This window comes from Vibrio sp. Isolate25 (assembly GCF_022398025.1).
GTDB classification, from domain to species: domain Bacteria; phylum Pseudomonadota; class Gammaproteobacteria; order Enterobacterales; family Vibrionaceae; genus Vibrio; species Vibrio coralliilyticus_A.
Genome location: NZ_JAKEUT010000003.1, coordinates 1 through 26,565 on the forward strand (window position 1 = coordinate 1; position 26,565 = coordinate 26,565).

A 26,565-nucleotide genomic window follows, 5' to 3' on the forward strand; every position below is an offset into this window, starting at 1 on the left:
TTGTATGTCATTTCGCCTTTTTCAACTTGGGCAACAACAGCCAATTTAAAGCCCATTGTGTAATCTCGTTGAGAGCGCTTTGGTGTTGTATTGCTTGAAGAGTTCATTGATAAGTCTCCGAAGTGTCAACTTATCTCAGGACGGGACATCGCTAATTGTTTAAAAGCCAACCGAATAGGTTGGCTTTTTCATAGCTGATGAAATTTAATCTTTGCTAAACAGTTCTTATTTGTTAACAATTTTATTGAGCGCGTTTGCCTCAAGCTCAAAACAGAGGAAGTCGTTATGAATAAGAAGCTTGTGTTAGGTATCCTACTGGTTAGCCTAATTGCTTTTCTCGGAATCAATTTCGGACAATACCTAACATTAGAAAACGCCAAAGCTCAGCAAGCGGCGCTATCCGAATACATCAATAATAACTTTACATTGGCCGCCGTTACATACTTTCTGGCTTATATCGCTATTACCGCATTTTCAATTCCAGGAGCTGCCGTGGTTACCTTACTTGGCGCTGCGCTATTCGGCTTTTGGACCAGCTTACTGCTCGTTTCCTTTGCCAGCACCATAGGTGCGACCCTGGCATTTTTAAGCAGCCGTTTCTTACTCAGAGACTGGGTACAAAGTAAGTTTGGTGACAAATTGAAGGCCATTAACCAGGGTGTTGAGCGAGATGGTGCATTTTACTTATTTTCATTGCGTCTTATCCCAGTATTTCCATTTTTCCTCATCAATCTGCTGATGGGGTTAACACCGATCTCAACAGCCAGGTTCTATTTAATCAGTCAATTGGGCATGTTACCGGGTACTGCCGTTTACCTGAATGCGGGGACACAACTGGCGCAAATTGATAGCTTATCCGGCATTGTTTCTCCATCTGTATTAGCATCTTTCGCCCTACTAGGGCTTTTCCCTGTTGTGACTAAATGGGTGATGGGTAAGATTAAAGGTGTACCTCAAGCTCAAGATGGGAGTTCTTCTTGAAGATATTCACTGCAAATACCCCACCAGAAGCTCATATTATCTGTGAGCTTCTTAAATCGAGCCATATCGATTGTGAAGTAAGGGGAGAAGGCATTTTTGGCTTGCAAGGAGAAATCCCCTTCGGTGAAAGCTCACAACCTTATGTTTGGCTAATAGATACTCAAATGGCTGAACAAGCCTACACAATGGTCGAACAGCATCTCAAACAGTCCGACTTCGGTAACGAGTGGCATTGTGAAAAGTGTGGTGAATCAAATGAAGCTCAGTTTGGTGTATGCTGGCAATGTGGGACAACAAGCCCAGTCTAAGCATGCGCGCTCTGACTTTTGATAAACGCAATCGAGTACTGATTAAATTCCTCAGGGCGTTCAACATTACAAACATGCCCACAATCCGGAATCTCCAGCAGTGTACTTCTGCGATGCGCAGCCACCATCTCCTTTACAGGACGGATGAACATGTAATCCCTCTCGCCCATTAAGTACAATGTTGGGATCGGTAATTCACGCTCCTTAAAGTAACGCATCAAGGGGTTCACCTCTGCCGTGAGGATGAACCAACGTTTGAACTCTTTCTGGCATAGCTTCTTTGCCTCACGAACAAACAGGTGGCGAGACTCTTTCTGAGTTCGTTGTGGCATAACAATATAAGCAAACAAGCGATATAACCACATATAGGGCACAATATGCTTGCACATGTTGCCTAACCTAACCAAAACCTGAGATCGAGTGTTGAGGCGTGTTACAGCGCCTCCTAAAACCATCGATTTAACTCTTCCTGTCGACATTTCGGCTAGATTTCTCACAATAATAGTGCCTAGCGACATGCCCACAAAGTGAGCGGAAGAAATTTTCAGATGATCCAGAACTTTAAGAATATCTGCTGTCACCGCCTTAAATGTATAGCGATTGGATATGAGTTCTTTTAGAAATGGGCTTGATTTTCCGTGTCCTCTCAGATCCACCAGAAGTAGATTGAAATGCTGGCGATAAGCTTTGATCTGCTTGAACCAAATGGATGAACTCCCCCCTGCACCATGCACAAACACCACCCACTCTTGGCTAGTTGGATGCAAATATGTCTTATGGAAAAGAAGACGGTCACTCATAAATTCTTCAGTTCATTAGGTCAAAGGGGATGTGTCAGGAGAGTATCACAAACTTATGCAATTTTAAGTCAGCTTATGCGATTTGCACTCATCATTACCACAAATTAACCTTAAATTTTACTAAAAAGGCGCCGTAATAGGCGCCCTTTTTCATAGCAAAATGTATTATTTGAATGCGCTCAGATACAAATTCAGATACTCATCGGCCGCTTTACTCCAACAAAAATCTTGTTGCATCGCATGCAGCTGAACACGTTGTAATTCGTTAGGGTTCTGAACAAATAACAATAGAGAACGTTGTAAAGTGAGCAGCAATTCTTTTGGCTCTGGTAAGTCAAACACAAAACCAGTGGCAGTATCAGGGTCAACATCATAATCACTTACACTGTCCTTCAGCCCTCCCACACCACGCACTATCGGTAATGTGCCATAGGCCATACTGTAGATCTGATTTAAGCCACAAGGTTCGAATTCTGACGGCATAAGGAAGAAGTCAGAACCTGCTTCAACTAAGTGAGCTAATTCATTATCGTACGCTTCTACGAATTTGAACTTCTCACTGTGTAAAGCTTCGATATCTTTAAGCTTAGATGCAAGGACAGGATCACCTGTCCCCACTATGACAAGTTGGGCATCATGGCGTAAAAACTGACTTAAAATCGGCAGGAGATAGTGAACCCCTTTTTGATTAGTCAACCGACAAACCATGCCGTACATTGCAACATCGCTATCGGCCAAGCCGAGCCTTTCTTGCAATGCCTTTTTACAGGCCTTCTTCCCTGTCACCATACTTTGATGATTTGGCTTGTAGTTAACAGGCAAATACGGATCGGTTTCAGGGTTCCATGCCGAGTAATCACAACCGTTCAATATTCCAACTAAATCACCTTCTCTGTGCTTAAACTCCGCTGCCATACCATGGCTTCCCAGCTCAGTCTTTAGCTCTTCAGCATAAGTCGGGCTCACAGCATTGATTTTGTCCGCGCTCATGACTCCGGCTTTGAGCATAGTGACATGCGTTGGACTTACGGCAGCGTCAGGTGCATATCGGGTATGCATCTCAGGAAGAAATTGCAGCTCTTCATAACTGAATACCCCTTTGAACACCGCATTGTGCACTGACAAGATACTTTTGGTTTCTGCGAAAAACTCAACTTGGACGTATCGGTGTTTTAGCAAATAAGGTACGAAACCCGTATGCCAGTCGTTAGCATGAATAATATTGGGTTGAAAACCTAGCTTGGCCAACATGTCCAAGCAGGCGGCACTGAAAAAAGCAAAACGTTCACCATTATCGCTATATGCCTGATTATTTTCTGCGTACATTTCTGGGCGCTGAAAATATTTCGGGCAATCAATGGCGTATACCTTCAACCCAACAAGGCCCAATTCGCGAACTTTATATTCCGTATGAGGCCAATAGTCCAGCTTCGTCTCCAACACAATCGGGGCTGAGTCAATATGAGGAATGTTTTGATAAGCCGGTAATGTTACTCGTACATCTTGATTCAGTTTGAAAAGAGCCTCAGGCAGTGCTTTGGCTACATCCGCCAAACCACCACTTTTTATCAGCCCTTCAACTTCCGATGCTACAAACAGAATAGATAAATTCTTAGTAGCCAACTCGTGCTCCTTTAGGAATGACAACAATTCCATCGTCAGACACGTGAAAGTGCTTTTTGTCTTCCGTTAAATTGACACCAATTTGTGTACCAGGTGCGATGTCCACATCTTTATCGACGATAACGCGACGTAACATACAGCCTTCACCGACTTTCACGTCGCCCAAGAGGATACTTTCGCTAATATCACACGCAGATGCAATATTACTGCGGAATCCTAATACAGACTTTTCAATTCGAGACCCGCGAATATAACTGCCATTACACACTAAACTGTCAATGATCTGCACACGACCGTTATCAGAGTCGGTAAACGTTGCTGGTGGAAGTGCTGGGTAGAAGGTATGCAATGGCCACTTACGGTTATATAGAGAGAAGGGGGCGTCTTTTTCAAGCAAATCCATGTGCGCTTCCCAGTAAGCATCGATTGTCCCTACATCACGCCAGTAAACTTCTTCTTTTTCACCTGTAATACGGTTGGTGCTAAAGTCATAAACAAACACGTCACCGCGCGGGAACATTTTGGGAATGATATCTTTACCAAAATCATGGGATGATTCAGGATTGTCCGCGTCTTCAATCAGTTCAGAAAACAGAGGCTGAGCTTCAAAAACATAGTTGCCCATAGAAACCAATGCATGTTGAGGATCACCAGGAATTGGCTTAGGCTGTGTCGGCTTTTCTTCGAACCCAACCATCCGCCCTTCTTTATCGACTTCAATAACACCAAATTGAGAAGCTTCAGATAGCGGCATACGCAGTGCCGAAACCGTCAGAGATGCTTGCTTTTCTTTATGGAAATCTAGCATCTGCTTGATGTCCATTTTATAAATATGATCAGAACCGAAAATACAGACTTGATCCGGCTCAGCTAATTCCATAAAACGAAGGTTCTGGTAAATGGCGTCCGCAGTACCTTCATACCAACGTTTACCCGTTCTCATTTGTGCCGGGATAGGGTCAATGAACCGATCAGTAATGCCGCTTATATTCCATCCTTTCTTAAGGTGATGGAACAAGGATTGAGATTTGAACTGAGTCAGTACATAGATGCGCATTAAGTCAGCATTGACGAAATTGTTGAGAGCAAAATCAATAAGACGATAACTACCACCAAAAGGAACCGAAGGCTTACTGCGGGACTCTGTTAACGGACGAAGGCGAGAGCCTTCTCCACCAGCAAGGATCATTCCTAAAACACCAGCCATTATTTATTCTCCATAATAATTTTTAATTGCAGATAAGCTTGTATATCGGGGACTTATCTTTGTCTTCCTCGTTGCGAGCCTGAACTCATGCAGACATACGAAATGGAATTTTTAGCCTGTCAATCGCACATAAATCCATTTTATGTTTCATCTGAAATTGATAGTTTCACTGTGCACAGGGTTTACTATAAATTACCGTATTTCGTTAAATTTACAATTTAAAAGATGCTATACCTTGAACGCGATAAAGTTTGCTTTGTATGGCTCTGAAGTAAGTCACACAATCATAGTCAGATAAAACAGACCATTAACACAACGCCTACAAAGTGATGACTTAGATCGCAATTCGCGTTTTGTTGTCACAATTATATGAAAAACAGATGGCAGTTTAATGAACTCAAGACATGGCTTATAACAAACAATAAATCCCATTCCGACCTAACCTACAGATAATAAAAAAGCAGCCTACTGCTAGGCTGCTTTTCCCATTCAATTTAAACAAACTACTCTACTTTGCGCTTTTCTTACGTTTATCAGTAATTTCCCATTTACCATCAATGTACAGCGCAGTATAGCCCGATGGTTTTCCATCTATCTCTGAACGAACATAGTTCTCTTTCGATTTTCTACTGAAACGTACTACCATTGGAAGCCCATCAGGATCCTTTTCTGGAGCCGTTGTCAAATAGTGGAATTTCGAAGAAATACGATCTTTAAATCTAACTAACTCTTCCACAAGAGGAGCACGAGTTTCACGTGACTTAGGGAAAGTGCTTGCTGCCAAGAACAAACCTGAAGCACCATCACGTAATACAAAGTATGCATCTGAGTTTTCACACGGTAGCTCAGGAAGATGAACTGGATCTTCTTTAGGCGGTGCAACCTCACCATTTTTCAAGATCTTGCGCGTGTTCTTACATGTCTCGCTGGTACAGTCCATGTATTTACCAAAGCGACCGTTCTTTAGAACCATGTCACTGCCACACTTGTCACATTCGACAACTGGACCATCGTACCCTTTCACCTTGTATTCGCCATGTTCAACTACATAACCATCACAGTTAGGGTTGTTACCACACACGTGTAGTTTACGCTTATCATCAATCAAGTAAGCGTCCATAGCAGTTTCACAGATCGGACAACGCTTTTTCGCACGAAGTGCTGCTGTTTCAACGTCTTCTTCTAAAACATTGATAATGCCTTCTTCATCACCTAAATTGATGGTGGTCTTACAACGTTCTTTTGGCGGAAGAGCATAACCTGAACAACCAAGGAATACGCCCGTTGAGGCCGTACGAATCCCCATTTCACGCGAACACGTCGGACACTTGATATCAGTGTAAACGATATGGTTCGGCTTCATGCCCCCTTGCTCTTCGTCCTGCTCTGCTTTTTCAAGATCACTAGTAAAGTCACCAAAGAAATTATCTAACACTTTCTTCCAGTTCGCTTCACCTTCCGCGATTTGGTCAAGCTTCTCTTCCATGCGAGATGTAAACTCGTAGTTCATCAACTCATGGAAGCTATCGTCTAAGCGATCCGTTACGATTTCACCCATTTTTTCAGCATAGAAGCGACGTTGTTCAACTTTAACGTAACCACGATCCTGAATGGTCGAGATGATGGATGCATACGTTGACGGACGGCCAATGCCTCGCTTCTCAAGTTCTTTAACCAAAGCTGCTTCTGTGAAACGCGCAGGTGGCTTGGTAAAGTGCTGTTTAGGATCTAATTGAATCAAATCAACCTTGTCACCAACCTGAACGGCAGGCAGGATCTGGTCTTCATTCTTACCCAATGGACGCTGCACGCGCGTCCAGCCGTCAAATTTAAGAATGCGGCCTTTGGCCTTAAGCGTGTACTCAGCAGCTTTGACGCTCACTGTCGTAGAATCATACTTCGCCGGTGTCATCTGACACGCGACAAACTGATTCCAGATAAGTGAATACAGTTTATGCGCATCCGCTTCCATGCCTTTCAGATCATCAGCTTTCACTGCCACATCTGAAGGTCGAATCGCTTCGTGAGCTTCCTGAGCACCTTCTTTGCTACCATACACATTCGGTTTAGCCGGAAGGTAAGCGTCACCATACTCATCACCAATGAACCCACGAACCGCTTCTACTGCTTCTGCACTCAAGTTCGTCGAGTCGGTACGCATATACGTGATATAACCCGCTTCATACAGACGCTGAGCTAACATCATGGTTTTCTTAACACCATAACCTAAACGAGTACTGGCGGCTTGCTGAAGCGTTGACGTAATGAACGGAGCAGAAGGCTTGCTCGACGTTGGGCGGTCTTCACGTTTACAAACTTCGTATGCTGCTTTTTCCAGAACAGCAATCGCTGACTGCGCTTCAGCTTCATTAGATGGCTTAAACGCCACACCATCTTTCTGGGCAACCTGAAGACGGAAATCCGTTTTATTAGCAGTTTTGGTATCCGCGTGAATATCCCAAAACTCTTCTGGAACAAACGCTTTGATTTCGCGTTCGCGCTCAACCAATAGTTTTACCGCAACCGATTGAACACGGCCAGCAGACAGGCCACGCGCGACCTTTTTCCACAACAGTGGTGAAACCATAAAGCCCACAACACGATCCATAAAGCGGCGTGCCTGTTGGGCGTTAACGCCATCCATACTGAGCTCACCCGGTTTCTGGAAAGCTTGTTGAATCGCGTTCTTAGTAATTTCGTTAAAGACAACTCGTTTGTATCGCTCTTCATCGCCACCGATGATCTCACGAAGGTGCCAAGCGATAGCTTCTCCCTCGCGATCCAAATCGGTTGCGAGGTAGACGCTATCTGCGTCTTTCGCGAGCTTCTGTAGCTCCGCAACCACTTTTTCTTTACCAGGCAAAACCTGATAATTCGCTTCCCAACCATTAAATGGGTCAATACCCATTTTTTTGATCAGTGCTTTGCGGTCTTTTTCTTTTTTGATTCGAGCTTTTTCTTCAACACTCAAACCTTTCGTTGAGACAGCCGCTGATTTTTGGCCGGTACTCTGACCGGCGGTAGGTAGATCGCGTACATGACCCACACTGGACTTAACAATAAAGTCCTTACCTAAATACTTATTGATGGTTTTAGCCTTAGCAGGCGACTCCACAATAACGAGTGACTTACCCATATTGACTCAAGTGTCCTTAATATGATTTCGCGATTTAACGCACGACATACTTAAAATATTGCTTCTTTTTTTACTATTGAGCGAGAAACCAAGAAGATCAATATCTTTTTTAAAATTCAACATTGACTGGTCGACAAATCGACGAATGGCAATTGTCTCGGTGCTTCGAAAGTGCCACATACTAAACGCGGCTCCATTGCTTCTGCTACTGCAACGAAAGAATTTATGCCTCCGGTCACAAAACCTAAGTTATCCCGTCAGGTTCACTGGATTGATCTGTCGCAATGGCTTTGAGCTTCAACCCTTTTACAATTGTCTCTATTATAGAGATGCGTTGATAAACGAGTAATAAAACATGACCGACAAGAAAGCTATTTCCAAATTCGAACTGCTGTTGATTGCTAACCACCTCATTCAGGAACACGAAGATTATGTTGAAGGTATGCGTGCAGACAGTGTCGAAGAAAAGGACGATGTCTTAGTGTTTAAGGGGAATTACTTCTTGGATAGTGAGGGGTTACCGACAGCAAACACCACCGCAGTGTTCAACATGTTCAAGTACTTAGCGCACCACCTTTCGACAGAGTTTTCCTTAAAAGACTGAAGATAAAAGCCCTGATAATCAACGTCAGGGCTTTTATTTCTAGCAACTTAAAGAAGCCAGCTTGTCAAAGTAATCCGGGAAGGTCTTTGACGTACATTTCGGGTCATTGATGGTCACAGGGGTATCACTCAATGCTACCAAAGAAAAACACATCGCCATTCGGTGGTCATCATAGGTATCTATAGCTGCATGGATCAGGTTTTCTGGCGGTGTTACAACAATATAGTCTTCACCTTCTTCCACTTCAGCCCCCACTTTGCGCAACTCCGTTGCCATTGCAGACAAGCGATCGGTTTCTTTGACACGCCAGTTATAGACATTGCGAATCGCTGTCGTACCTTTTGCAAAAAGGGCCGTGGTCGCAATGGTCATTGCAGCGTCAGGGATATGATTAAAGTCCATATCAACCGCATTAAGCTCACCAACACGGGCGATCACATAATCATCTCCCCACTCAATTTCGGTGCCCATCTTCTCCAATGCGTCAGCAAATTGAATGTCGCCTTGAATGCTCTTTTTACCAATGCCCGTTACTTTAATTTCCCCACCTTTAATCGCAGCAGCAGCGAGGAAATAGGACGCAGAGGATGCGTCACCTTCGACTAGAAAATCACCCGGAGCAACGTAAGACTGGCCTTTACGGATGACAAATTCCTGGTAGTCATTGTTCTCTACTTCAACACCGAACTGCGACATGATGTGCAGAGTAATATCGATGTATGGCTTCGACACCAACTCACCAACGATTCTAATGGTTACATCGTCTTGTGCCAGCGGCGCAGACATCAAAAATGCTGTCAGGAATTGACTTGAGATCGAACCATCAATTTCAACCGTACCGCCCTTCAGGCCCGTTCCTTTAATTTTCAGTGGAGGAAAGTTTTCATTTTCTAAGTACTCAACATCAGCACCAGCTTGACGAAGTGCATCAACTAGGTGACCTATCGGGCGCTCTTTCATTCGAGGCTCGCCCGTCAGCACATACTCTCCGCTACCCAGACATAAAGTAGCAGCGAGAGGTCGCATTGCCGTTCCCGCATTACCTAAAAAGAGCTCTAAGGCTTCTGGCGCATCAAACGCTTTACCTAGACCTTCAACCTCACACACCGTTTTGTCTTGTGACAATGTGTAATTCACACCAAGCTTTGTCAATGCATTCAGCATATGACGAATATCATCACTATCGAGTAGGTTAGTAAGACGAGTCGTCCCTTTCGCTAAAGCTGCAAGCAGTAGCGCACGGTTTGAAACACTCTTTGAACCTGGTAAGTTGACCTCACCATTGACTTTATTGATAGGTTGTAACGTAAGGCTTTCCATTAAATTTCGTTATTCCTTGATCGCTTTGCCTTCCTAAGCAAGCGATGAACAATTCTTCGTAGTTGCAGCCTATCTAAAATCGACACCTAAAACTAGACCAAAATCACAATTAGTCGCGATCTTTTATTCGGCTTATGCAATAGCAATACATAGGGCGAATCAATACTCTTTATCGACCCTTACACCGTTATCGAAATACAGTATCCGTACTTTGTCACCGCGTTCAAACAACATGGTGTTGTCGACATCCTGAATAACGTCAATCAGCTTGTCTTGTTCTGTTTTAATCAGCAGTTCGACCAACCTGTACTCGATTTTATATTCTTGATTCGCTCGATTGTGCGCAATGCCCGCCCCCGCCACAGCGCCTACTGCTGTGGCGACTTCCTTCCCAGTTCCTCCGCCAAACTGGTTGCCGATAACACCGCCCACGACAGCGCCAAGCAGCGTTTCCCAGCCAGATAATTCAGCTTTGACAATATCTTGCTGAGTGAGATAACGAACGGAATCAACTTCACCAAACACGACTTGATTCACAGGTCTGGCCTGATTTCTCTCATATGCTGCATTGGCAACGAGCGGAAAAATGAATAAGATCCAAAGCCATTTTTTCATCATAGTTCTCCTGCGTCATGGCGATTTATTTAACTGAACTCGACGAAGACAAACTTTGGTTTCCACCTCCATGCGAAGCCCTGAATGATCCAAATGGTTTGCTTGCATTCGGTGGCGACCTTTCTCCAGATCGTCTCTTGCTCGCTTACCAGAATGGGATTTTCCCGTGGTATGGGCCAGGTGAGCCTCTTTTATGGTGGAGCCCATCTCCGAGAGCTGTATTTGATCCTAAGACATTTAAACCGGCTAAAAGTCTTAAAAAGTTTCAAAGAAAGCATCAATATCGGATCAGTATCAACCTAGCAACAGAGTCCGTCATTGATCACTGTGCATCAATGCGCTCAGAACATGAAACTTGGTTGAATGAGGAAATGCGTTCCGCGTATAAGCAAATGGCTTCTCTTGGCCACTGCCATTCTGTCGAGGTGTGGAACCATGATGAGTTAATTGGAGGTCTGTATGGGCTTTCGATTGGCCAAGTATTCTGTGGAGAGTCTATGTTCAGCCGAGAAACCAATGCATCCAAAATCGCGTTATGGTATTTCTGCGAATATTTCACCTCAATGAACGGCAAACTGATCGACTGTCAGGTCATGAACCCTCATTTAAAGTCTCTAGGAGCGCAAGTTCTGGAGAGAGAAGTGTTTATGCAAAGCCTGCTATCCTTAAGACAGGAAAAGCTGCTTGACCACAGTTTTAAATCTCAGTGGCTTAAGCTGGCATCAGAGGAGAATCAATGAGTTCCGATCTGCAACAAATCCGCATTGGCTTGACCGACAGTCACCCTTGTAGCTATCTCAAAGATAAGCAAGAGAGAGTGGCTGTCGCTCTAGATCCAGCCATGCACACCGCTTCAAGCTATGAAGTGTTACTGGCGAACGGGTTTCGACGCAGTGGAGATACCATCTATAAGCCACATTGTGATCATTGCCAATCTTGTCAGGCACTCAGAGTCTCGATCCCAGATATTGAGCTCTCCAAAAGTCAAAAGCGCTTGCGTAATAAAGCACAGCATTTAACTTGGGAACTGCGAGATGAAATGATTCCTGGCTGGTTTGAACTGTATTCTCACTATATTAATGTTCGCCATCGTAACGGAACCATGTACCCTCCTAAACAGAATGAGTTTGCCAAATTTTCTCAATGTCACTGGCTTAACACTCAGTATCTACATGTTTACGACCAAGATCGTTTGATTGCTATCGCCGTCACAGACATTCTTTCCAACTCCGCCAGCGCGTTTTACACCTTTTTCGACCCAGATTACGAATTATCTCTCGGGACTCTGGGTGTGATGTTTCAGCTTGAATACTGCCGCCAACAAGGAAAACAGTGGCTCTATTTGGGTTATCAGATTGACGAATGCCCGGCAATGAATTACAAAGTCCGCTTTCAGCGTCATCAAAGGCTAGTAAATCAGCGTTGGCAAGGGTAGAATACGCCCCAACTTTACTTATTTCATTTTTATCGGCACGCTAAGCTGGTAGAAATTATCCATTTTTAAAAGAGGATTAAATGGCTAAAGAAGACGTAATTGAGATGCAAGGCACTGTCCTTGATACTCTTCCAAACACAATGTTCCGTGTTGAGCTTGAAAACGGTCACGTAGTTACTGCTCACATCTCTGGTAAAATGCGTAAGAACTACATCCGTATTCTTACTGGTGACAAAGTAACTGTAGAGATGACTCCATACGATCTATCCAAAGGTCGCATCGTCTTCCGTGCTCGTTAATCTCTGATTGCTTTGCGCAATCCGAATTAGTCGAATACAACAAAAAACGGAGCCTAGCGCTCCGTTTTTTGTTGTCTGTTCACTTTATTTTCCAAGCGCTTCTTTGTAGTGTTGGCGGCATACTGAGACATAGCGGTCATTCCCTCCAATCGCAACCTGATCGCCCTCAGCAATGGCATTACCATGCTCATCTGTACGGATGACCATGTTTGCTTTTCGTCCACAATGGCAGATGGTTTTCAGTTCAACCAGTTTATCAGCCCAAGACAGAAGGTATTTGCTGCCTTCAAACAACTCACCTAAGAAGTCTGTGCGTAAGCCGTAGCACAAGACCGGGATATGAAGCTTATCCACCACTTCAGTTAACTGATAGACCTGCTCTTTGGTCAAGAACTGACACTCATCAACCAAGATACAGTGACGCTTTTCGACTTCATTTAGTGCGGCGATTTCTTGGTACAAATCAGAGTCCGCACGAAATAGGTGTGCATCTGACTGAAGACCAATACGAGAACTTACTTTGCCCACACCGTATCTGTCGTCCAAAGCGGCTGTAAAAATCACAGGTGTCATGCCACGTTCTTGGTAGTTAAAAGAGGATTGAAGAAGAGTGGTGGATTTACCCGCATTCATTGCTGAGTAATAGAAATACATCTGAGCCACTAGTTGCTACCCGTATAAAAAGTTATAAAAAAGAAAAGGGCTGAATTAACAGCCCTCGAAAAGATCAGTTATTTACGACGCCAAGTGGTTCCTTCTGGGCCATCTTCAAGAACAATACCCATCTCATTTAGCTTATCTCGTGCCATATCGGCATTTGCCCAGTCTTTAGAAGCACGCGAATCGTTACGCAGTTTGATAAGCGCTTCAATCTCAGCCACTTCGTCATCATTACCTGCATCACCTTTTAAGAAAGCTTCAGGCTCTTGATGAAGGATACCAATCACATCCGCCAATTCACGCATTAATGAGCCCATTGCACTCGCCTGCTCTAAGTTATCATTCTTAATGCGATTGATCTCACGAGCCATATCAAACAACACAGAATATGCTTCTGGTGTGTTGAAATCATCGTTCATGGCCTCGGTAAAGCGCTTAACGTACTCTTCACCACCAGCAGCTGGTACTGTTAGGTCTAAGCCTCGTAGCGAGGTGTAGAGACGTTCAAGAGATGCACGAGCCTGATTCAGGTTTTCTTCACTGTAGTTCAACTGGCTGCGGTAATGTCCTGACATTAGGAAATAGCGAACTGTTTCTGCATCATAATGACCAAGCACATCACGAATGGTAAAGAAGTTACCCAGTGACTTCGACATTTTCTCTTTATCGACCATCACCATGCCACTGTGCATCCAAGTATTCACATACTGAGTGTCGTGCGCACAGCATGATTGAGCGATTTCATTCTCGTGATGCGGGAATTGAAGATCCGAGCCACCACCATGAATATCGAAATGATTGCCTAAAATAGATGAGTTCATTGCTGAACACTCAATATGCCAACCTGGACGACCCGCGCCCCATGGAGATTCCCACGTAGGCTCGCCAGGCTTAGACATTTTCCATAACACGAAGTCTAACGGACTGCGTTTCGCGCTTTCTACATCGACGCGTGCTCCAGCCTGAAGCTGATCTAAATCTTGCTTTGACAACTTACCGTATTCATCAAACTGACCAACTTCAAACATGACGTCACCGTTGTCAGCAACGTATGCAAAACCGCGCTCGATCAGCTTTTCAACCAGCTCGATAATTTCAGCAATAAACTCCGTCGCACGTGGCTCAACATCCGGGCGCTTCATATTCAGAGCATCAAAATCAGCGTGCATTTCACCGATAAGGCGCTCTGTTAAAGAATCACAGCTTTCACCATTCTCGTTCGCGCGCTTGATGATTTTATCATCAATATCCGTAATATTGCGGACAAAGGTAAGATCATAACCTAGGTAACGCAAGTAACGAGACACTACGTCGAAAGAAACGAATGTACGACCATGACCGATATGACAGAGATCATAGATGGTGACTCCACAGACATACATGCCGACTTTGCCAGCATTGATTGGTTTGAATTCCTCTTTCTGTCTTGTGAGTGTGTTATATATCTTTAACATGATCTCTATCTGATTATTTAGGTGAAACAAAGTAGTGGTTCAGTATACCAATATGCAAGCCATTAGGTCATCCCTGAAATGTTTAAAAAGACGTCAACAAACTTATTAATCCCTCCTAGATAGACACTTTTCACGTATAAAAGTGGTAAAAGTTCATATAGAATTCAGACTTTAAGTCAAAGTCATAAATAAAGGACATCATCATGATCACCCTTCACACTAATTTTGGTGACATCAAAGTTGAACTAAACGAAGAAAAAGCACCAGAAACCTGCGCGAACTTCCTGCAGTACTGCCGTGATGGTTTCTACGACAACACATTATTCCACCGTGTTATCGACGGTTTCATGATCCAAGGTGGCGGCATGGAATCTGGTCTGCGTGAAAAAGCAACTCGTGCTCCCATCAAAAACGAAGCAAACAACGGCTTAAGCAACAAAGTAGGTACGCTGGCAATGGCGCGTACTATGGAACCTCATTCAGCAAGTTCACAGTTCTTCATCAACGTGAACAACAACACTTTCTTAGATTTCCGTAGCGAAAGCCTAGACGGTTGGGGTTACTGTGTGTTCGCTGAAGTGGTTGAAGGCATGGATATCGTTAACCAGATTAAAGGCGTTAGCACTGGCTCTCAAGGCATGCACCAAGACGTACCTCTTGAAGACGTTGTGATCACTGGCACCACAATCGAAGAATAATGATTGTTAGGGAGAGCATATTGCTCTCCCTCCTTCTATCTTCAGGCTCAGAAAATATGACCACACTATTTATCGCAGACCTCCACCTCTCCCCAACCACACCAGACATTACTGATTGCTTTATCCGTTTTATGCGTGAAGAAGCCATTCATGCAGATGCGCTGTACGTACTCGGTGACTTATTTGAGTTCTGGATTGGCGATGATGATAGCTCTGATTTTGCTAACCAAATTCGTAACGAGTTTAGGCATCTTACCTCTTCAGGTACTCCATGTTATTTCACCCAAGGTAATCGTGATTTTTTAGTCGGAAAGCGCTTCGCTAAACAAACTGGCGTGACCTTGTTAGGCGATGAAACCGTGATTGATTTGTATGGTAGAAAAACCGTCGTGTTGCACGGAGACACGCTATGTACTGAGGATGTCAAATACCTACAGTACCGAGAGAAAGTGCATCAACCATGGCTACAATGGATATTTAACCGTATTCCAATGTTCATCAAAAAGAAGATTGTCGCTAAAGTTCAATCTGACATACGTTCTGACAAGCAGACAAAATCCCTCGACATCATGGACGTCACCCCGTCAGAAGTTGAAGCGGTTATGGCAAAACATCAGGTAGACTTGATGATTCATGGTCACACCCATCGCCCTAATATTCATGTGTTCACAGTTCAAAATACTGAAAAAACTCGTGTTGTTTTAGGGGATTGGTACACTCAAGGCTCAGTTCTGGTCTATGCTAAAAATAGCTTCAAGTTGGAAGCGAGGCCATTTAAGGCTTCAATAAAACAAGCCAACTAATCTCTCTTGCTTATTGGTTGGAATTTGGCCGATTTTATGACTAATAAGACGTTGGAATTAGGTTTTGAAAAACTCTTACATAGCCAGACAACCCATACTAAACAGAGATAAACAAACTGTAGGGTACGAACTTCTATTCAGGGACGGTCCTAAAAACACCTTCCCTGAAATCGATCCTGAGCTCGCAACCAGTCGTTTATTGTCTGACCACTTTCTTAGTACGCATTACGAAACACTCGGGGACAAATTGGGATTCATTAATTTTCCCTACCAAAGCCTCGTTAACAAAGTCCCAACCATGTTTCCCAAGGACAATATGGTTGTTGAAGTGCTTGAAGACTGCCCCCCCACACAAGAGTTATTGGATGCAATCAGAGAGATGGCAAAAATGGGGTACAAAATCGCACTGGACGATTTTATCCCGAGTAAAGAGTGGAAAGCGTTCTTACCCTATGTTTCTATCATCAAGTTTGATATCAGATTAGTGCCCATAGAGAAAGCCCGCTTATTTATAATGAAGTTAGCAGGCTCTAATATTTTGTTCTTGGCCGAAAAAGTAGAAACCTATGAAGAGTTTGAACAGGCCAAAAAAGCGGGTTTTGAATACTTTCAAGGCTATTTTTTTAGTAAACCCGAAGTGTTGTCACGTAAAGCACTAGAAGCCTCTTTCATTACCGTCATTCAGCTCATGCAAGAGATTGCCAAAGATGATCTGGACTACACAAAGATAGAGTCCCTGATTAGTAAAGACGTTAGCCTTTCCTTTAAACTGCTGTCTTTTGTTAATTCTTCATCCATTGTTCAGACGCAAATTCAATCTTTTAAACAAGCACTGGTTTATTTAGGCGAAGAGAAGCTACGGAAGTTTATTTCATTAGTTTCTCTGGCTTCCACTCAAGACAATAAGCCTGACTACCTTTACAGCTTATCGATACAAAGAGCGCGATACTGTGAACTACTGGGCTCAAAACTGGCCACCCAGCCTGAGTCTGGCCAAGCCTTCCTCACTGGAATCTTTTCCTTACTTGATAGCCTACTCGATAAGCCCTTAGAACAAATTGTGAACGAAATCCCCATCGATAGGTCAGTAAAACTAGCGTTGACACAAAATGCAGGCATACTAGGCAAAATTCTTATGTTAACAGAAGCGTACGAGCTGGCAGATTGGGAAGAGGTATCGCATCTTTGTGAGTCTTTAGGACTCAAGCCACAAGACCTAAGCGATTGCTATGAAGAATCACTAAAGTGGACAGCCGATCTGCTCTCAGTTTCAACCAAATAACACTTCATCGGAGCCGTCATGCAGTACTGCCCTTGTGGTAATAACAAGGCATACAGCGAATGCTGTGAGCCTATTCATCTTGATCACGCGAAAGCAACCACCCCAGAACAATTAATGCGTTCCCGTTATAGCGCCCATGTAAAGCGTCTCGTCGATTATGTCATCAATACATACCATCCGACTTGCCAAGCCAGTGAGCAACGTGAGGGCATTGAACAGTCGGTAGAAAGCGATTGGTATAAACTGGAAGTCACAAGTTGTGAACCAGGCTCTAATAAAGACGAAGGCTTTGTGTCATTCAGAGCCTATTTCAACGAGGAAGGTGTGCAACACTGCTTGGAAGAACGTTCGCGCTTTGTGAGAGAAAATGGGCTTTGGTACTATATTGATGGGACATTTCCCAAACCTGAGGTCGATTCAAGGCTGACTCAATCAGTCAAAAATCTCAAAGTAGGACGCAATGATCCATGCATTTGTGGCAGTGGTAAAAAGTTTAAAAAATGCTGCGGATAAAATAGTATTGAATAATGAAAAGCAGGGCTAGTGTGTCCCTGCTCTTTACATTTCATCAGCGATTAAGAGTCTTTATTCGGGTTGACTCTCATTATATCGTTTTGATCTTGCTTGAATTGCTTTTTCAGTTCTGCTTTAGATTTAAAACTGATCTCTCCACCTTGAGCCACTGTCATATGCTGAGCTTCCGAATTATGTTTAGATTGATACAACATCACAGCTTGCATACATGAATCTCGCTGCTCCTGCGAAAGTGATGTACCCTCAGGCCACTTCCCCGTTTCTACAGCATATAATAGACGCTCATATGCCTCTGGTGTAATGGCATTAATTAACTGCTCTGCGTCCATGGTCTATCCTTAAGTTGTAACTGAGATGGAAAGAACATAACTGGCTGGCATTCTGAGTCAAGATTGCACCAAAGAATAAGTGTAACGGATCACAAGCAAATCAAAATATGAAGCATATAAAAGCACTACTCATCTTTAGCATGCCCATAGCATTAATAGGGTGCTTCGAAAATCGTCAGAATACTGACAAGCTGTGCGCTGATAACCCGAGTTTACAATGCGAACGACTTAATATGAATGATGGTCAATGTCGAGTACCTCGAACTGATTTGATTTGGCACCGCTATGAAGTTTTAAAACAGCCCACCGATAGCAACATTATTGAGGAGTACCGTTTCCTTGCTGGATACAAAAAATGCCTTGAACTCGCTTCTCAAATCCAGCCCATTGAGCAAGCTGGACTTAAAGAAAGGCGGTTTAATGCTTTAATGAATTCAGGTGAAGATTTAGAAAAGTTAATCGAACGGATCCGTCAATCTAACTCCCCTGAATCGCTCTATTTTCTTTGGAGCCAAACCGGAGATGACCAAGCTCAGCGAAGCTTTCTACAATTAGAAGGCACTCCAGCCTTAGAAACGGCAGAAATGCAGTATGCACTCGCGACTTTCTATACCAGTCGAGATCTGGAGAAAACAGTCGACTTACTCAATAAATCACTCGAGTTGAGCGGAGGTAAAAACCTCAATACTGAGATTTTCAAAACACTTGCCAGCATCACCTATCAGCTTGATCGCAAAGAGCAGGCATACGTTTGGGCAATGGTTGCCAAGCGATTCGATGTCCCTATTATCGGTTCAGAGCAAGAAATGCAGATCCTTTACGGGTTCAGCCAAGAAAAATATGAACAGCTTGATGGTATTGCCGACACTATTGAAAATGCTTTAGAGAGCGGTAGTTTTCAAAGGAATATGGTTCCTAGCTTCAACTGATTGGCAACAATCTGAAAGGATAAAACAGTAAGCGGTGATTTCGTCACCGCTTTTTCATGAATTGTTGAAAATTAACGACACTGAATTTACACAAAACCTTTCGCCTGTTGTCTTGGGTCCATCAGGGAAAACGTGACCAAGGTGGCTATCACATACTGCACATCGAATCTCAGTCCTCACCATTCCGTGACTTAGATCTTTTAAATATCGAATGGCTTGATCATTAATAGGAGCATCAAAACTGGGCCAACCACACCCAGAATCATATTTATTTTCAGATTGAAACAGTGGCGATTGACAACAAGTACAGGCGTAAACCCCCGTCTCCTTGTTATGGAGTAATTTGCCACTAAACGGGGCTTCAGTACCCTGAAGTCGGCAGACTCTATATTCTTCATCAGAAAGCTGCTCACGCCAGTATTCATCTGGTTTTACAACTTTTTTAATATCCTGTTCCACTTTTCTTTTTCTCCACTTTTATCACTATTACTGTGACTTTTTCTTTGTAAAAACTTGCGTACTTTAATGTTTGTAGCACATACTTTGAAACCATAAAAGGACGGTTAAACTTTCATCAAGATTGAAAGCATCTGATCTATTTTACGTCAACTGGTTAGACAAAAAACCTGTAATCCGTTCAAAAGATAGTCAAATACGGCTGATTGTGAAAAAAAGCGACGCTTTTTTTTGACTTTAAACAAGTTAAGTCCGATTATCTGTTGCAGATTTTGACTGGATTCTGTAATTTTACTACCAGTTATCTTTAATCAGAAATTAAGTTGTGGAGCAACTATAATGACTATCAAAGTAGGTATTAACGGTTTTGGCCGTATCGGTCGTTTCGTATTCCGTGCAGCACAAGAGCGTAGCGACATCGAAGTTGTAGGTATCAACGACCTTATCGATGTAGAGTACATGGCATACATGCTTAAGTATGACTCAACTCACGGCCGTTTCAACGGTACTGTTGAAGTTGAAGGTGGTAACCTAATCGTTAACGGTAAGACTGTACGTGTTACTGCTGAGCGTAACCCAACTGACCTTAAGTGGGACGAAATCGGTGTTGACGTTGTTGCTGAAGCAACTGGTATCTTCCTAACTGACGAAACTGCACGTCAGCACATCACTGCTGGTGCTAAGAAAGTTGTTCTGACTGGTCCTTCAAAAGACGCAACTCCAATGTTCGTAATGGGTGTTAACGACAGCACTTACGCTGGTCAAGACATCGTTTCTAACGCTTCTTGTACAACTAACTGTCTAGCGCCTATCGCTAAAGTTCTTAACGACAAGTTCGGTATCGAATCTGGTCTTATGACTACAGTTCACGCTACTACAGCAACTCAAAAAACTGTAGATGGTCCTTCTGCTAAAGACTGGCGCGGTGGCCGTGGTGCTTCTCAGAACATCATCCCATCTTCAACTGGTGCAGCTAAAGCTGTAGGCGTTGTGCTTCCAGAACTAAACGGCAAACTGACTGGTATGGCTTTCCGCGTACCAACTGCGAACGTTTCTGTAGTTGACCTAACTGTTAACCTTAAAGAAAGCGCATCTTACGAAGCTATCTGTGCAGCAATGAAAGAAGCTTCTGAAGGCGAGCTAAAAGGTGTTCTAGGTTACACTGAAGATCAAGTTGTTTCTCAAGACTTCATCGGCGAAGTTCAGACTTCAGTATTCGATGCTAAAGCTGGTATCGCACTAACTGACAACTTCGTGAAAGTTGTATCTTGGTACGACAACGAAATCGGCTACTCAAACAAAGTTCTAGACCTAATCGCTCACATTTCTAAGTAATGTAAGCTTTTAGCGAAGAATTTCGTTGAAGAAGTTGAAAAAGGCGACTCTAGAGTCGCCTTTTTAGTATCTGATATTCGAGAGGAAGAAAGCTCGACGCTCATTTTATGTGCTAGCGTATCGAAAAAGCTCTCTCCCAGCGATAGGAAACAATACATGGATTTAAAAACTCTCCCAGCTCTAGCCGTGCTCTCTGATAATGTCACCATCGTCGAAGTTGATCAGGTGAAAATTGTCCGCGTCATTCATGAAAAAGCAACGGCAGGCATCGCACTCCATGGGGGTCATGTCGTATCGTTTACCCCAGCAGATCAACACGATCTGATCTGGATGAGCGAGCAGGCTATCTTTGATGGTAAAACGGCACTCCGCGGTGGTATTCCTGTTTGTTGGCCTTGGTTTGGTCGTATTGCCGCTCCAGCTCATGGCTTTGCCCGCACAGCAGAATGGGAGCTGGTAGAGCACCGTGAAAATGACAAGGGTGTGATCGTTGAATTGGCATTGTTCCCGACTGAAGAGATTCACGATATTTGGCCGCACATGTTCGATGCTCGTCTTATCGTTGAAATCAGTGATGAGTTGAAAGTGACATTGCAAGTCATGAACATCGATGACAAAGAGTGGACCTTCTCTGGCGCGCTGCACACTTACCTAAACGTCGGCGACATCAAGCAAACGCAAACAACAGGTATGGGTCCTGAATACATCGACAGCCTGAAAGCAGGCGAAGTCTGCCAAGGTGGTAAAATTCTTCAGCTCACCGATACGATTGACCGTGTTTACACTCAGCCAGAAGCGCAAATTTTGGTGCAAGACCCTGTATTGGAGCGGACACTAAGCGTGGAAAACCGAGGTCATAATTCAGCAGTGTTGTGGAACCCTTGGGCAGAAGGCGCACAAAGCATGGCTGACATGCCTGACAATGGCTACCAAACCATGATGTGTGTTGAATCAACTCTGTATGCACCAAGTGTTGATCTCGGAAAAACTCTCCACCCCGGCGAGTCACATCAACTCATCACCGTAATTTCTGCGCAATAACTCTTTTCTTTAGGCAGGTCATCCTGCCTTTTTAGCCTTAAGCCGCAGCTCTCACGCTAGTCTCAAAACCTGCTTCCTGTTAAAATTCGCGCTCTTCTTATCACCAAGAGAGCTTTATGTCCTATACCTGCCCTTTATGTCATCAGAGCTTATCGCTGACTGATCGCACATATCGATGTGATAACAACCATGCTTATGATTTAGCAAAAGAAGGCTACATCAATCTCATGCCCGTTCAACACAAGCGTTCTAAAGATCCTGGTGATAACAAAGAGATGATGCAAGCAAGACGTCGCTTTTTAGAAAAAGATTACTATCGTCCATTAAAAGAAAATGTCGCACAGATTTGTGCCAAGTATCTCACTGACACCCAGCATCAATTACTTGATATTGGGTGTGGTGAGGGCTATTACACAGCGGAAGTGGCCGTACAACTCTCTGCACAACACCCAAGTGCAGTCACTTATGGTTTAGACATCTCCAAGGTAGCTATCCGTTATGCTTCCAAGCGTTACACCAACTGCTCATTCAGTGTGGCATCGAGTACTCGTCTGCCTTTTGCTGACAAGAGCTTAGATGCCGTACTGCGTATTTACGCGCCATGTAAAGCTGAAGAATTAGCTAGAGTGGTTAATGAAAATGGTATCGTTATCACGGTAACTCCAGCGGGCCGACACCTCTATCAACTTCGTGAACGCATCTATACTGATGTCCGATTACACAATCAACTAGTAGAAACCATAGAAGGTTTCAGTCTTGAAGAAGAAATCCAACTCAATTACATGATGTCACTCAAAGAGGGGGATGCGTACGACTTACTTCAAATGACACCTTTTGCTTGGAAAGCGAGTCAGGAACTGCGCGATTCACTAAAATCGTCTACCTTATTCGAATGCGAGGCAGACTTCATGATTCGTATCTATCGCAAGCAACTCCATTTAGGATAATAGTTCTCATTTAGATTGAGTTATCCCTCTGCCTCCATTAGTATGCACACATCATATTTTGGAGGCACTTCATGCATAAGCATCTCACTATCCCTTTGACTTGCTTGGTATTATCAGCTTGTTCAACATCGCCTCAATACGAGGTATCCAGTTTCTACGACTATCAGCTTTTTACGCCTGATGCTAAGCCGATTTCTCTCACGCAATTACCCAATAAAGTTAAGCACGCCGATGTCATCTTAATCGGTGAGTGGCATACCCACTCCGGTATCCACCGCTTTCAAACAGAACTGTTAAAAATGCTGATATCGCAAGATCAGAATATTGCTCTCTCCATGGAGCAGTTTTCGCGTGATCACCAAGATGTTGTTGATCAATACCTCGCAGGCGAAATTGGTGAACAGACTCTGATTAAAGAGACCAACACTTGGCCAAATTATGAAAGCGACTATCGCCCTTTAATTGAACTGGCAAAAGCAAATCAAATCGATGTCATTGCCGCTAATGCGCCGAAACCCATTGTACGCTGTATAGGGCGCCACGGTATTCACTACCTCGACGAGCTCCCCCCAGAACAACGCTCTAACGTTGCTAGACAAGTCAACACTGGCTCAAGCCCATACAAAGATAAATTCATGGCTTCTATGCACCACGGTAAGCCAGAACAAACGGAAAAACAATTTGCGGCTCAAATCACATGGGATGAAACCATGGCAGAAAGTATCACTCGCTACCTAGATAAGAACCCTGCCACTCAAGTCCTTCATATCGCCGGAAAGTTTCATATAGAACAAGGCCTGGGAACAAAAGCTTCCATCCTTTTAAGACGCCCTGAGCTCAAGGTAATAGTGATCACTCCAACTGGAGAAATTGTTTCTGACAGCGAGGATTACCAACTGCAAGTGCTCAACCCACCAGTACGATATGTTCAAAGGGAAAATCGTATGAAAGCGTACCATAGCCTAGCAAAACGGAATGAGGATTTATCTTGCCTCTGAATTGGCCTCTATTTTGCTCACTTTCACAAGAAGCATTGAGCTAACATCATGTAATTTCACTTAATAACCAGCTTTTGTAGGTAACCAATAAATTAGGCACACTTTGTGCTTGAATGTATTTCATACAAAATCGGCATATTTTGCACAAGTTTTTTACTCATTGGTCGATATATTCCATGAGGATGATGTAAGGAGATCGCTATGACACCAGTAGGAATGGAGCCAGCGAAGCTGACACCAGCCCAGCAGGTCAAGCCTCAAGCGAACCAAAGTGAGCCAAATAATGGCCCAGCGCCACTGAAAGTGGAGCAAAACAAAGTCACGCTTTCTGATGAAGGAAAAGCGTTGCTTGCCGCTTTACAGGAAATTGATAAAGAAGCCAAAGCCGCTGAAAAAGCAGATAAAACGGTCGGCGATAAAGTTGAATCCTTCACGCATGGAGCGTTAGGTATTGATAAGCCTGACGAAATCAAAGAAGAAGATGACGGTGCTTATTCTGCGGGGCAATATCTTTCCGCTGCGGCAACAGTAGGCGGCATACTTCTGGCGCTGATATAGATTTATTTCGACCTATTGCGACTTCCTATTAAGACAAATGCTTGTCAAAACAAGCATTGTATTTTTCTGCCCTGCTTCTGGCCCCCTACCCGACTTGGCGACTGATTTATAATGACTAATGAGGCTCGTCCTGACTCATAACAAGCAGCCCTTTTTAGTTTGCCCCGTATCTTCTTGTCTTTTAACAAGCTCCTGTGTAAAAGCTGAATTCAACACTTTAACCATACAGAGGTTGTAGAGTTCACCGCACTCATAGTAGACGCTACCGTCTTAGCCTTCCCTATCATCTGATAACCTCTACCATGAGGTGTTTTTGTGTCATCAAGCACAAAATACAATGATCGAGGTTATTTTATAAATTACATCATTGATGAAATAAATATGAAATGTAACAGTGATTTAATCGGGACGCTTTTACAAATAAGGACAATTCGATGAAGCACTTAACCAAACCTCTTGTCGCGGCAGTCGCGACTTCTACGCTCTCTTTTAACGCTCTTTCGGCAGAAATTAAAAACGTTATCCTAATGATTGGCGACGGAATGGGCCCACAGCAGGTTGGCCTGCTTGAAACCTACGCGAACAAAGCTCCCAACTCTATTTATCAAGGCCAACCAACGGCATTATTTAAACTTGCTCAGGAAGGCGTGATTGGCTCCTCTCTGACCCACCCGGAAGATGCGATTGTTGTGGATTCAGCTTGCTCCGCAACTATGTTATCAACGGGTATTTATACAGGCTCTGAAGTGATCGGTATTGACTCTCAAGGCAACCATGTTCAGACCGTACTGGAAAAAGCCAAAAGCATGGGCAAAGCCACCGGTTTGGTTTCAGATACACGTCTGACCCATGCAACTCCAGCCGCCTTTGCCGCACATCAACCTCACCGTTCGTTAGAGAATGACATCGCATCTGACATGTTAGATACTGGCGTCGACGTAATGTTATCAGGCGGGCTTCGCCACTGGATTCCACAGTCAACCAACGAAAAAGGTGAAACATACAATCAACTGAAGACTCTGACTCAGGGCGATGTTTATCTTAAATCTAAACGTAAAGATGAACGTAACCTTCTTAATGAAGCTCAGCAAGACGGGTATCAATTGGCGTTTAACCGTGAAATGATGTCTAAAGTGCAAGGCAACAAACTACTTGGCCTGTTTTCATACTCTGGTATGAATGATGGAATTGCTTACAGCGTAAGCAAAGATGACCCTGACCGCACGCAGCCAAGCCTTAAAGAGATGACCGATAAAGCTCTGGATATCCTTTCTAAGGACGAAGACGGCTTCTTCCTCATGGTTGAAGGCGGCCAAATTGACTGGGCAGGACACAGTAATGATGCCGGCACTATGCTACATGAAATGCTTAAATTTGATGAAGCCGTCAATACTGTTTACCAATGGGCACAAGGCCGTGAAGATACCATTGTGATTGTCACTGCTGATCACGAAACGGGGTCATTTGGTTTCAGCTACTCATCTCAAGATCTACCCAAGCCAGAAGCTCGAAAGGGAGAAGCGTTTGCTGAGCGCAGCTATGCACCTAACTTTAATTTCGGTTCTTTCCAGATCCTAGATAACCTTTATAATCAAAAGAAAAGTTACTATGGTATTGTCAGTGAATTCCAAAAACTCGCAAAAAATCAACAAACTGCAGCTAAATTTGCTGAATTGGTGAACAAGAATACCGAATTCCCAATCACTTCCGGTCAAGCAGCGAATGTTCTGGCCAGCAAACCCAACCCCTATCGTTTAGCAGGGCATAAGTACTTGGCCGCCGAGGAAGTACCAGCAATCAATGATTTCGATGCCTTCTTCCCATATAACGACCGCGGTAACCTGCTTGCACGTGAGCAAGCCACCAGCCAAAACATCGTGTGGGGCACTGGTACGCACACGCATACACCGGTAAACGTGTTTGCCTGGGGGCCAGCAGAAGCGATCATTCCTGTCTCAAAAATCATGCACCATTCAGAGTTGGGCGAGTATATTAAGACGCAGGTAAAATAATCAAGGCTACCCCTGTGATAAACGCCTCTAACTAGAGGCGTTCTATACAACTTAAGCGGGCTTTAGTCCGTCACAGTAAAGACAAGTACCTACTAGAGCTATTCTCCCCTCATCTAATTCTCTATTTCATGGGTTTGTTCAACATAGAAGCTCACTAGCCATTTTCGCTGATGCTGGTTTGTTAGTATTAAATACCTTACT

General features: G+C 43.8%; 27 protein-coding genes. 17 read left to right on the plus strand and 10 right to left on the minus strand.

Going from position 1 to position 26,565, the window contains the following annotated elements:
- Positions 1-285 precede the first annotated feature (285 nt).
- Together L1D15_RS09555 and L1D15_RS09560 are read left to right on the plus strand one after the other, a co-directional pair.
- Positions 286-981 carry a TVP38/TMEM64 family protein gene (locus L1D15_RS09555; RefSeq protein ID WP_239838243.1) on the plus strand — a complete coding sequence of 232 codons (696 nt, stop codon included), beginning with the start codon at positions 286-288 and terminating at the stop codon, positions 979-981.
- On the plus strand, positions 978-1,289 hold the full coding sequence (locus tag L1D15_RS09560) for a DUF2007 domain-containing protein (RefSeq protein ID WP_239875438.1): 312 nt from the start codon (positions 978-980) through the stop codon (positions 1,287-1,289). Before L1D15_RS09555 ends, L1D15_RS09560 begins: the two co-directional genes overlap by 4 nt.
- On the opposite strand, the gene L1D15_RS09565 is transcribed toward L1D15_RS09560, so the two are convergent.
- The 4 genes from L1D15_RS09565 to topA form a co-directional block, all read right to left on the minus strand.
- Complete coding sequence (locus L1D15_RS09565) at positions 1,286-2,089, minus strand: alpha/beta hydrolase (RefSeq protein WP_239865707.1); 804 nt, start codon at positions 2,087-2,089, stop codon at positions 1,286-1,288. The genes L1D15_RS09560 and L1D15_RS09565 overlap by 4 nt on opposite strands.
- Positions 2,090-2,254: 165 nt before the next feature.
- A complete protein-coding gene (glgA, locus tag L1D15_RS09570; protein ID WP_239875439.1) occupies positions 2,255-3,712 on the minus strand; it encodes a glycogen synthase GlgA in 1,458 nt (485 codons plus the stop codon).
- Positions 3,702-4,919, minus strand: a complete 1,218-nt coding sequence (glgC, locus tag L1D15_RS09575; protein WP_239865705.1) for a glucose-1-phosphate adenylyltransferase — start codon at positions 4,917-4,919, stop codon at positions 3,702-3,704. The genes glgA and glgC overlap by 11 nt, the downstream gene beginning before the upstream one ends.
- A gap of 508 nt (positions 4,920-5,427) precedes the next feature.
- Positions 5,428-8,055 carry a type I DNA topoisomerase gene (gene topA, locus L1D15_RS09580; RefSeq protein ID WP_239875440.1) on the minus strand — a complete coding sequence of 876 codons (2,628 nt, stop codon included), beginning with the start codon at positions 8,053-8,055 and terminating at the stop codon, positions 5,428-5,430.
- Positions 8,056-8,410: 355 nt separating this feature from the next.
- Here topA and L1D15_RS09585 point away from each other — a divergent pair, with 355 nt between their 5' ends.
- Complete coding sequence (locus tag L1D15_RS09585) at positions 8,411-8,659, plus strand: YciN family protein (protein WP_239875441.1); 249 nt, start codon at positions 8,411-8,413, stop codon at positions 8,657-8,659.
- Between the two features lie 39 nt (positions 8,660-8,698).
- Here the strand turns inward: L1D15_RS09585 and aroA are convergent, their stop codons facing one another.
- A complete protein-coding gene (gene aroA / locus L1D15_RS09590) occupies positions 8,699-9,979 on the minus strand; it encodes a 3-phosphoshikimate 1-carboxyvinyltransferase (protein ID WP_239875442.1) in 1,281 nt (426 codons plus the stop codon).
- A gap of 159 nt (positions 9,980-10,138) precedes the next feature.
- Positions 10,139-10,594, minus strand: a complete 456-nt coding sequence (locus tag L1D15_RS09595; protein WP_239838277.1) for a glycine zipper 2TM domain-containing protein — start codon at positions 10,592-10,594, stop codon at positions 10,139-10,141.
- Between the two features lie 17 nt (positions 10,595-10,611).
- Here L1D15_RS09595 and aat point away from each other — a divergent pair, with 17 nt between their 5' ends.
- The 3 genes from aat to infA all read left to right on the plus strand — a co-directional run bounded on the left by aat (position 10,612) and on the right by infA (position 12,328).
- Positions 10,612-11,334 carry a leucyl/phenylalanyl-tRNA--protein transferase gene (aat, locus tag L1D15_RS09600; RefSeq protein WP_239875443.1) on the plus strand — a complete coding sequence of 241 codons (723 nt, stop codon included), beginning with the start codon at positions 10,612-10,614 and terminating at the stop codon, positions 11,332-11,334.
- Entirely contained in the window at positions 11,331-12,029 is a 699-nt protein-coding gene (locus L1D15_RS09605; RefSeq protein WP_239875444.1) for an arginyltransferase, read from the plus strand. Before aat ends, L1D15_RS09605 begins: the two co-directional genes overlap by 4 nt.
- An 80-nt stretch (positions 12,030-12,109) precedes the next feature.
- A complete protein-coding gene (gene infA, locus L1D15_RS09610) occupies positions 12,110-12,328 on the plus strand; it encodes a translation initiation factor IF-1 (protein WP_001040192.1) in 219 nt (72 codons plus the stop codon).
- Positions 12,329-12,412: 84 nt separating this feature from the next.
- On the opposite strand, the gene L1D15_RS09615 is transcribed toward infA, so the two are convergent.
- Entirely contained in the window at positions 12,413-12,991 is a 579-nt protein-coding gene (locus L1D15_RS09615; protein WP_239838233.1) for a thymidine kinase, read from the minus strand.
- A gap of 68 nt (positions 12,992-13,059) precedes the next feature.
- Positions 13,060-14,442, minus strand: a complete 1,383-nt coding sequence (cysS, locus tag L1D15_RS09620; RefSeq protein ID WP_239838232.1) for a cysteine--tRNA ligase — start codon at positions 14,440-14,442, stop codon at positions 13,060-13,062.
- Positions 14,443-14,645: 203 nt separating this feature from the next.
- Here cysS and L1D15_RS09625 point away from each other — a divergent pair, with 203 nt between their 5' ends.
- The 4 genes from L1D15_RS09625 to L1D15_RS09640 all read left to right on the plus strand — a co-directional run bounded on the left by L1D15_RS09625 (position 14,646) and on the right by L1D15_RS09640 (position 17,738).
- Complete coding sequence (locus tag L1D15_RS09625; RefSeq protein WP_006962924.1) at positions 14,646-15,140, plus strand: peptidylprolyl isomerase; 495 nt, start codon at positions 14,646-14,648, stop codon at positions 15,138-15,140.
- Between the two features lie 56 nt (positions 15,141-15,196).
- Positions 15,197-15,943 carry a UDP-2,3-diacylglucosamine diphosphatase gene (gene lpxH, locus L1D15_RS09630; RefSeq protein WP_239875445.1) on the plus strand — a complete coding sequence of 249 codons (747 nt, stop codon included), beginning with the start codon at positions 15,197-15,199 and terminating at the stop codon, positions 15,941-15,943.
- Positions 15,944-16,007: 64 nt separating this feature from the next.
- Entirely contained in the window at positions 16,008-17,225 is a 1,218-nt protein-coding gene (locus tag L1D15_RS09635; RefSeq protein ID WP_239875446.1) for an EAL and HDOD domain-containing protein, read from the plus strand.
- Between the two features lie 18 nt (positions 17,226-17,243).
- Entirely contained in the window at positions 17,244-17,738 is a 495-nt protein-coding gene (locus L1D15_RS09640) for a YchJ family protein (protein ID WP_239865691.1), read from the plus strand.
- A gap of 62 nt (positions 17,739-17,800) precedes the next feature.
- Here L1D15_RS09640 and L1D15_RS09645 read toward each other — a convergent pair whose 3' ends face one another.
- Positions 17,801-18,088, minus strand: coding sequence for a DUF1315 family protein (locus L1D15_RS09645; RefSeq protein WP_239838228.1), 288 nt, complete (start codon positions 18,086-18,088; stop codon positions 17,801-17,803).
- A 107-nt stretch (positions 18,089-18,195) separates the two neighbouring features.
- Between L1D15_RS09645 and L1D15_RS09650 the strand changes: the two genes are divergently transcribed.
- Positions 18,196-19,017 (plus strand): DUF2989 domain-containing protein, encoded by an 822-nt coding sequence (locus tag L1D15_RS09650; protein ID WP_239865689.1) that lies wholly within the window; start codon positions 18,196-18,198, stop codon positions 19,015-19,017.
- A gap of 54 nt (positions 19,018-19,071) precedes the next feature.
- On the opposite strand, the gene msrB is transcribed toward L1D15_RS09650, so the two are convergent.
- Positions 19,072-19,476 (minus strand): peptide-methionine (R)-S-oxide reductase MsrB, encoded by a 405-nt coding sequence (gene msrB, locus L1D15_RS09655; protein WP_239875447.1) that lies wholly within the window; start codon positions 19,474-19,476, stop codon positions 19,072-19,074.
- Positions 19,477-19,812: 336 nt separating this feature from the next.
- Here msrB and gap point away from each other — a divergent pair, with 336 nt between their 5' ends.
- The 6 genes from gap to L1D15_RS09685 all read left to right on the plus strand — a co-directional run bounded on the left by gap (position 19,813) and on the right by L1D15_RS09685 (position 26,364).
- The gene (gene gap / locus L1D15_RS09660; protein ID WP_239875448.1) at positions 19,813-20,808 is read left to right on the plus strand and encodes a type I glyceraldehyde-3-phosphate dehydrogenase; all 996 of its coding nucleotides are present in this window, start codon (positions 19,813-19,815) and stop codon (positions 20,806-20,808) included.
- 156 nt (positions 20,809-20,964) lie between these two features.
- On the plus strand, positions 20,965-21,849 hold the full coding sequence (locus L1D15_RS09665) for a D-hexose-6-phosphate mutarotase (protein ID WP_239875449.1): 885 nt from the start codon (positions 20,965-20,967) through the stop codon (positions 21,847-21,849).
- A gap of 116 nt (positions 21,850-21,965) precedes the next feature.
- Entirely contained in the window at positions 21,966-22,796 is an 831-nt protein-coding gene (gene rlmA / locus L1D15_RS09670; RefSeq protein ID WP_239875450.1) for a 23S rRNA (guanine(745)-N(1))-methyltransferase, read from the plus strand.
- A gap of 71 nt (positions 22,797-22,867) precedes the next feature.
- Entirely contained in the window at positions 22,868-23,794 is a 927-nt protein-coding gene (locus L1D15_RS09675) for a ChaN family lipoprotein (RefSeq protein ID WP_239875451.1), read from the plus strand.
- 201 nt (positions 23,795-23,995) lie between these two features.
- Entirely contained in the window at positions 23,996-24,352 is a 357-nt protein-coding gene (locus L1D15_RS09680; protein ID WP_006962936.1) for a hypothetical protein, read from the plus strand.
- 434 nt (positions 24,353-24,786) lie between these two features.
- Positions 24,787-26,364, plus strand: a complete 1,578-nt coding sequence (locus tag L1D15_RS09685) for an alkaline phosphatase (protein ID WP_239875452.1) — start codon at positions 24,787-24,789, stop codon at positions 26,362-26,364.
- The last annotated feature ends 201 nt before the right edge of the window (positions 26,365-26,565 follow it).

Coding starts and splice junctions, on each gene's coding strand:
- L1D15_RS09555 (WP_239838243.1), top strand. CDS start 286: ATGAATAAGAAGCTTGTGTTAGGTATCCTACTGGTTAGCCTAATTGCT.
- L1D15_RS09565 (WP_239865707.1), bottom strand. CDS start 2,089: ATGAGTGACCGTCTTCTTTTCCATAAGACATATTTGCATCCAACTAGC.
- glgC (WP_239865705.1), bottom strand. CDS start 4,919: ATGGCTGGTGTTTTAGGAATGATCCTTGCTGGTGGAGAAGGCTCTCGC.
- topA (WP_239875440.1), bottom strand. CDS start 8,055: ATGGGTAAGTCACTCGTTATTGTGGAGTCGCCTGCTAAGGCTAAAACC.
- L1D15_RS09585 (WP_239875441.1), top strand. CDS start 8,411: ATGACCGACAAGAAAGCTATTTCCAAATTCGAACTGCTGTTGATTGCT.
- aroA (WP_239875442.1), bottom strand. CDS start 9,979: ATGGAAAGCCTTACGTTACAACCTATCAATAAAGTCAATGGTGAGGTC.
- L1D15_RS09595 (WP_239838277.1), bottom strand. CDS start 10,594: ATGAAAAAATGGCTTTGGATCTTATTCATTTTTCCGCTCGTTGCCAAT.
- aat (WP_239875443.1), top strand. CDS start 10,612: ATGGCGATTTATTTAACTGAACTCGACGAAGACAAACTTTGGTTTCCA.
- L1D15_RS09605 (WP_239875444.1), top strand. CDS start 11,331: ATGAGTTCCGATCTGCAACAAATCCGCATTGGCTTGACCGACAGTCAC.
- infA (WP_001040192.1), top strand. CDS start 12,110: ATGGCTAAAGAAGACGTAATTGAGATGCAAGGCACTGTCCTTGATACT.
- cysS (WP_239838232.1), bottom strand. CDS start 14,442: ATGTTAAAGATATATAACACACTCACAAGACAGAAAGAGGAATTCAAA.
- L1D15_RS09625 (WP_006962924.1), top strand. CDS start 14,646: ATGATCACCCTTCACACTAATTTTGGTGACATCAAAGTTGAACTAAAC.
- lpxH (WP_239875445.1), top strand. CDS start 15,197: ATGACCACACTATTTATCGCAGACCTCCACCTCTCCCCAACCACACCA.
- L1D15_RS09640 (WP_239865691.1), top strand. CDS start 17,244: ATGCAGTACTGCCCTTGTGGTAATAACAAGGCATACAGCGAATGCTGT.
- L1D15_RS09645 (WP_239838228.1), bottom strand. CDS start 18,088: ATGGACGCAGAGCAGTTAATTAATGCCATTACACCAGAGGCATATGAG.
- L1D15_RS09650 (WP_239865689.1), top strand. CDS start 18,196: ATGAAGCATATAAAAGCACTACTCATCTTTAGCATGCCCATAGCATTA.
- gap (WP_239875448.1), top strand. CDS start 19,813: ATGACTATCAAAGTAGGTATTAACGGTTTTGGCCGTATCGGTCGTTTC.
- L1D15_RS09665 (WP_239875449.1), top strand. CDS start 20,965: ATGGATTTAAAAACTCTCCCAGCTCTAGCCGTGCTCTCTGATAATGTC.
- rlmA (WP_239875450.1), top strand. CDS start 21,966: ATGTCCTATACCTGCCCTTTATGTCATCAGAGCTTATCGCTGACTGAT.
- L1D15_RS09675 (WP_239875451.1), top strand. CDS start 22,868: ATGCATAAGCATCTCACTATCCCTTTGACTTGCTTGGTATTATCAGCT.
- L1D15_RS09680 (WP_006962936.1), top strand. CDS start 23,996: ATGACACCAGTAGGAATGGAGCCAGCGAAGCTGACACCAGCCCAGCAG.
- L1D15_RS09685 (WP_239875452.1), top strand. CDS start 24,787: ATGAAGCACTTAACCAAACCTCTTGTCGCGGCAGTCGCGACTTCTACG.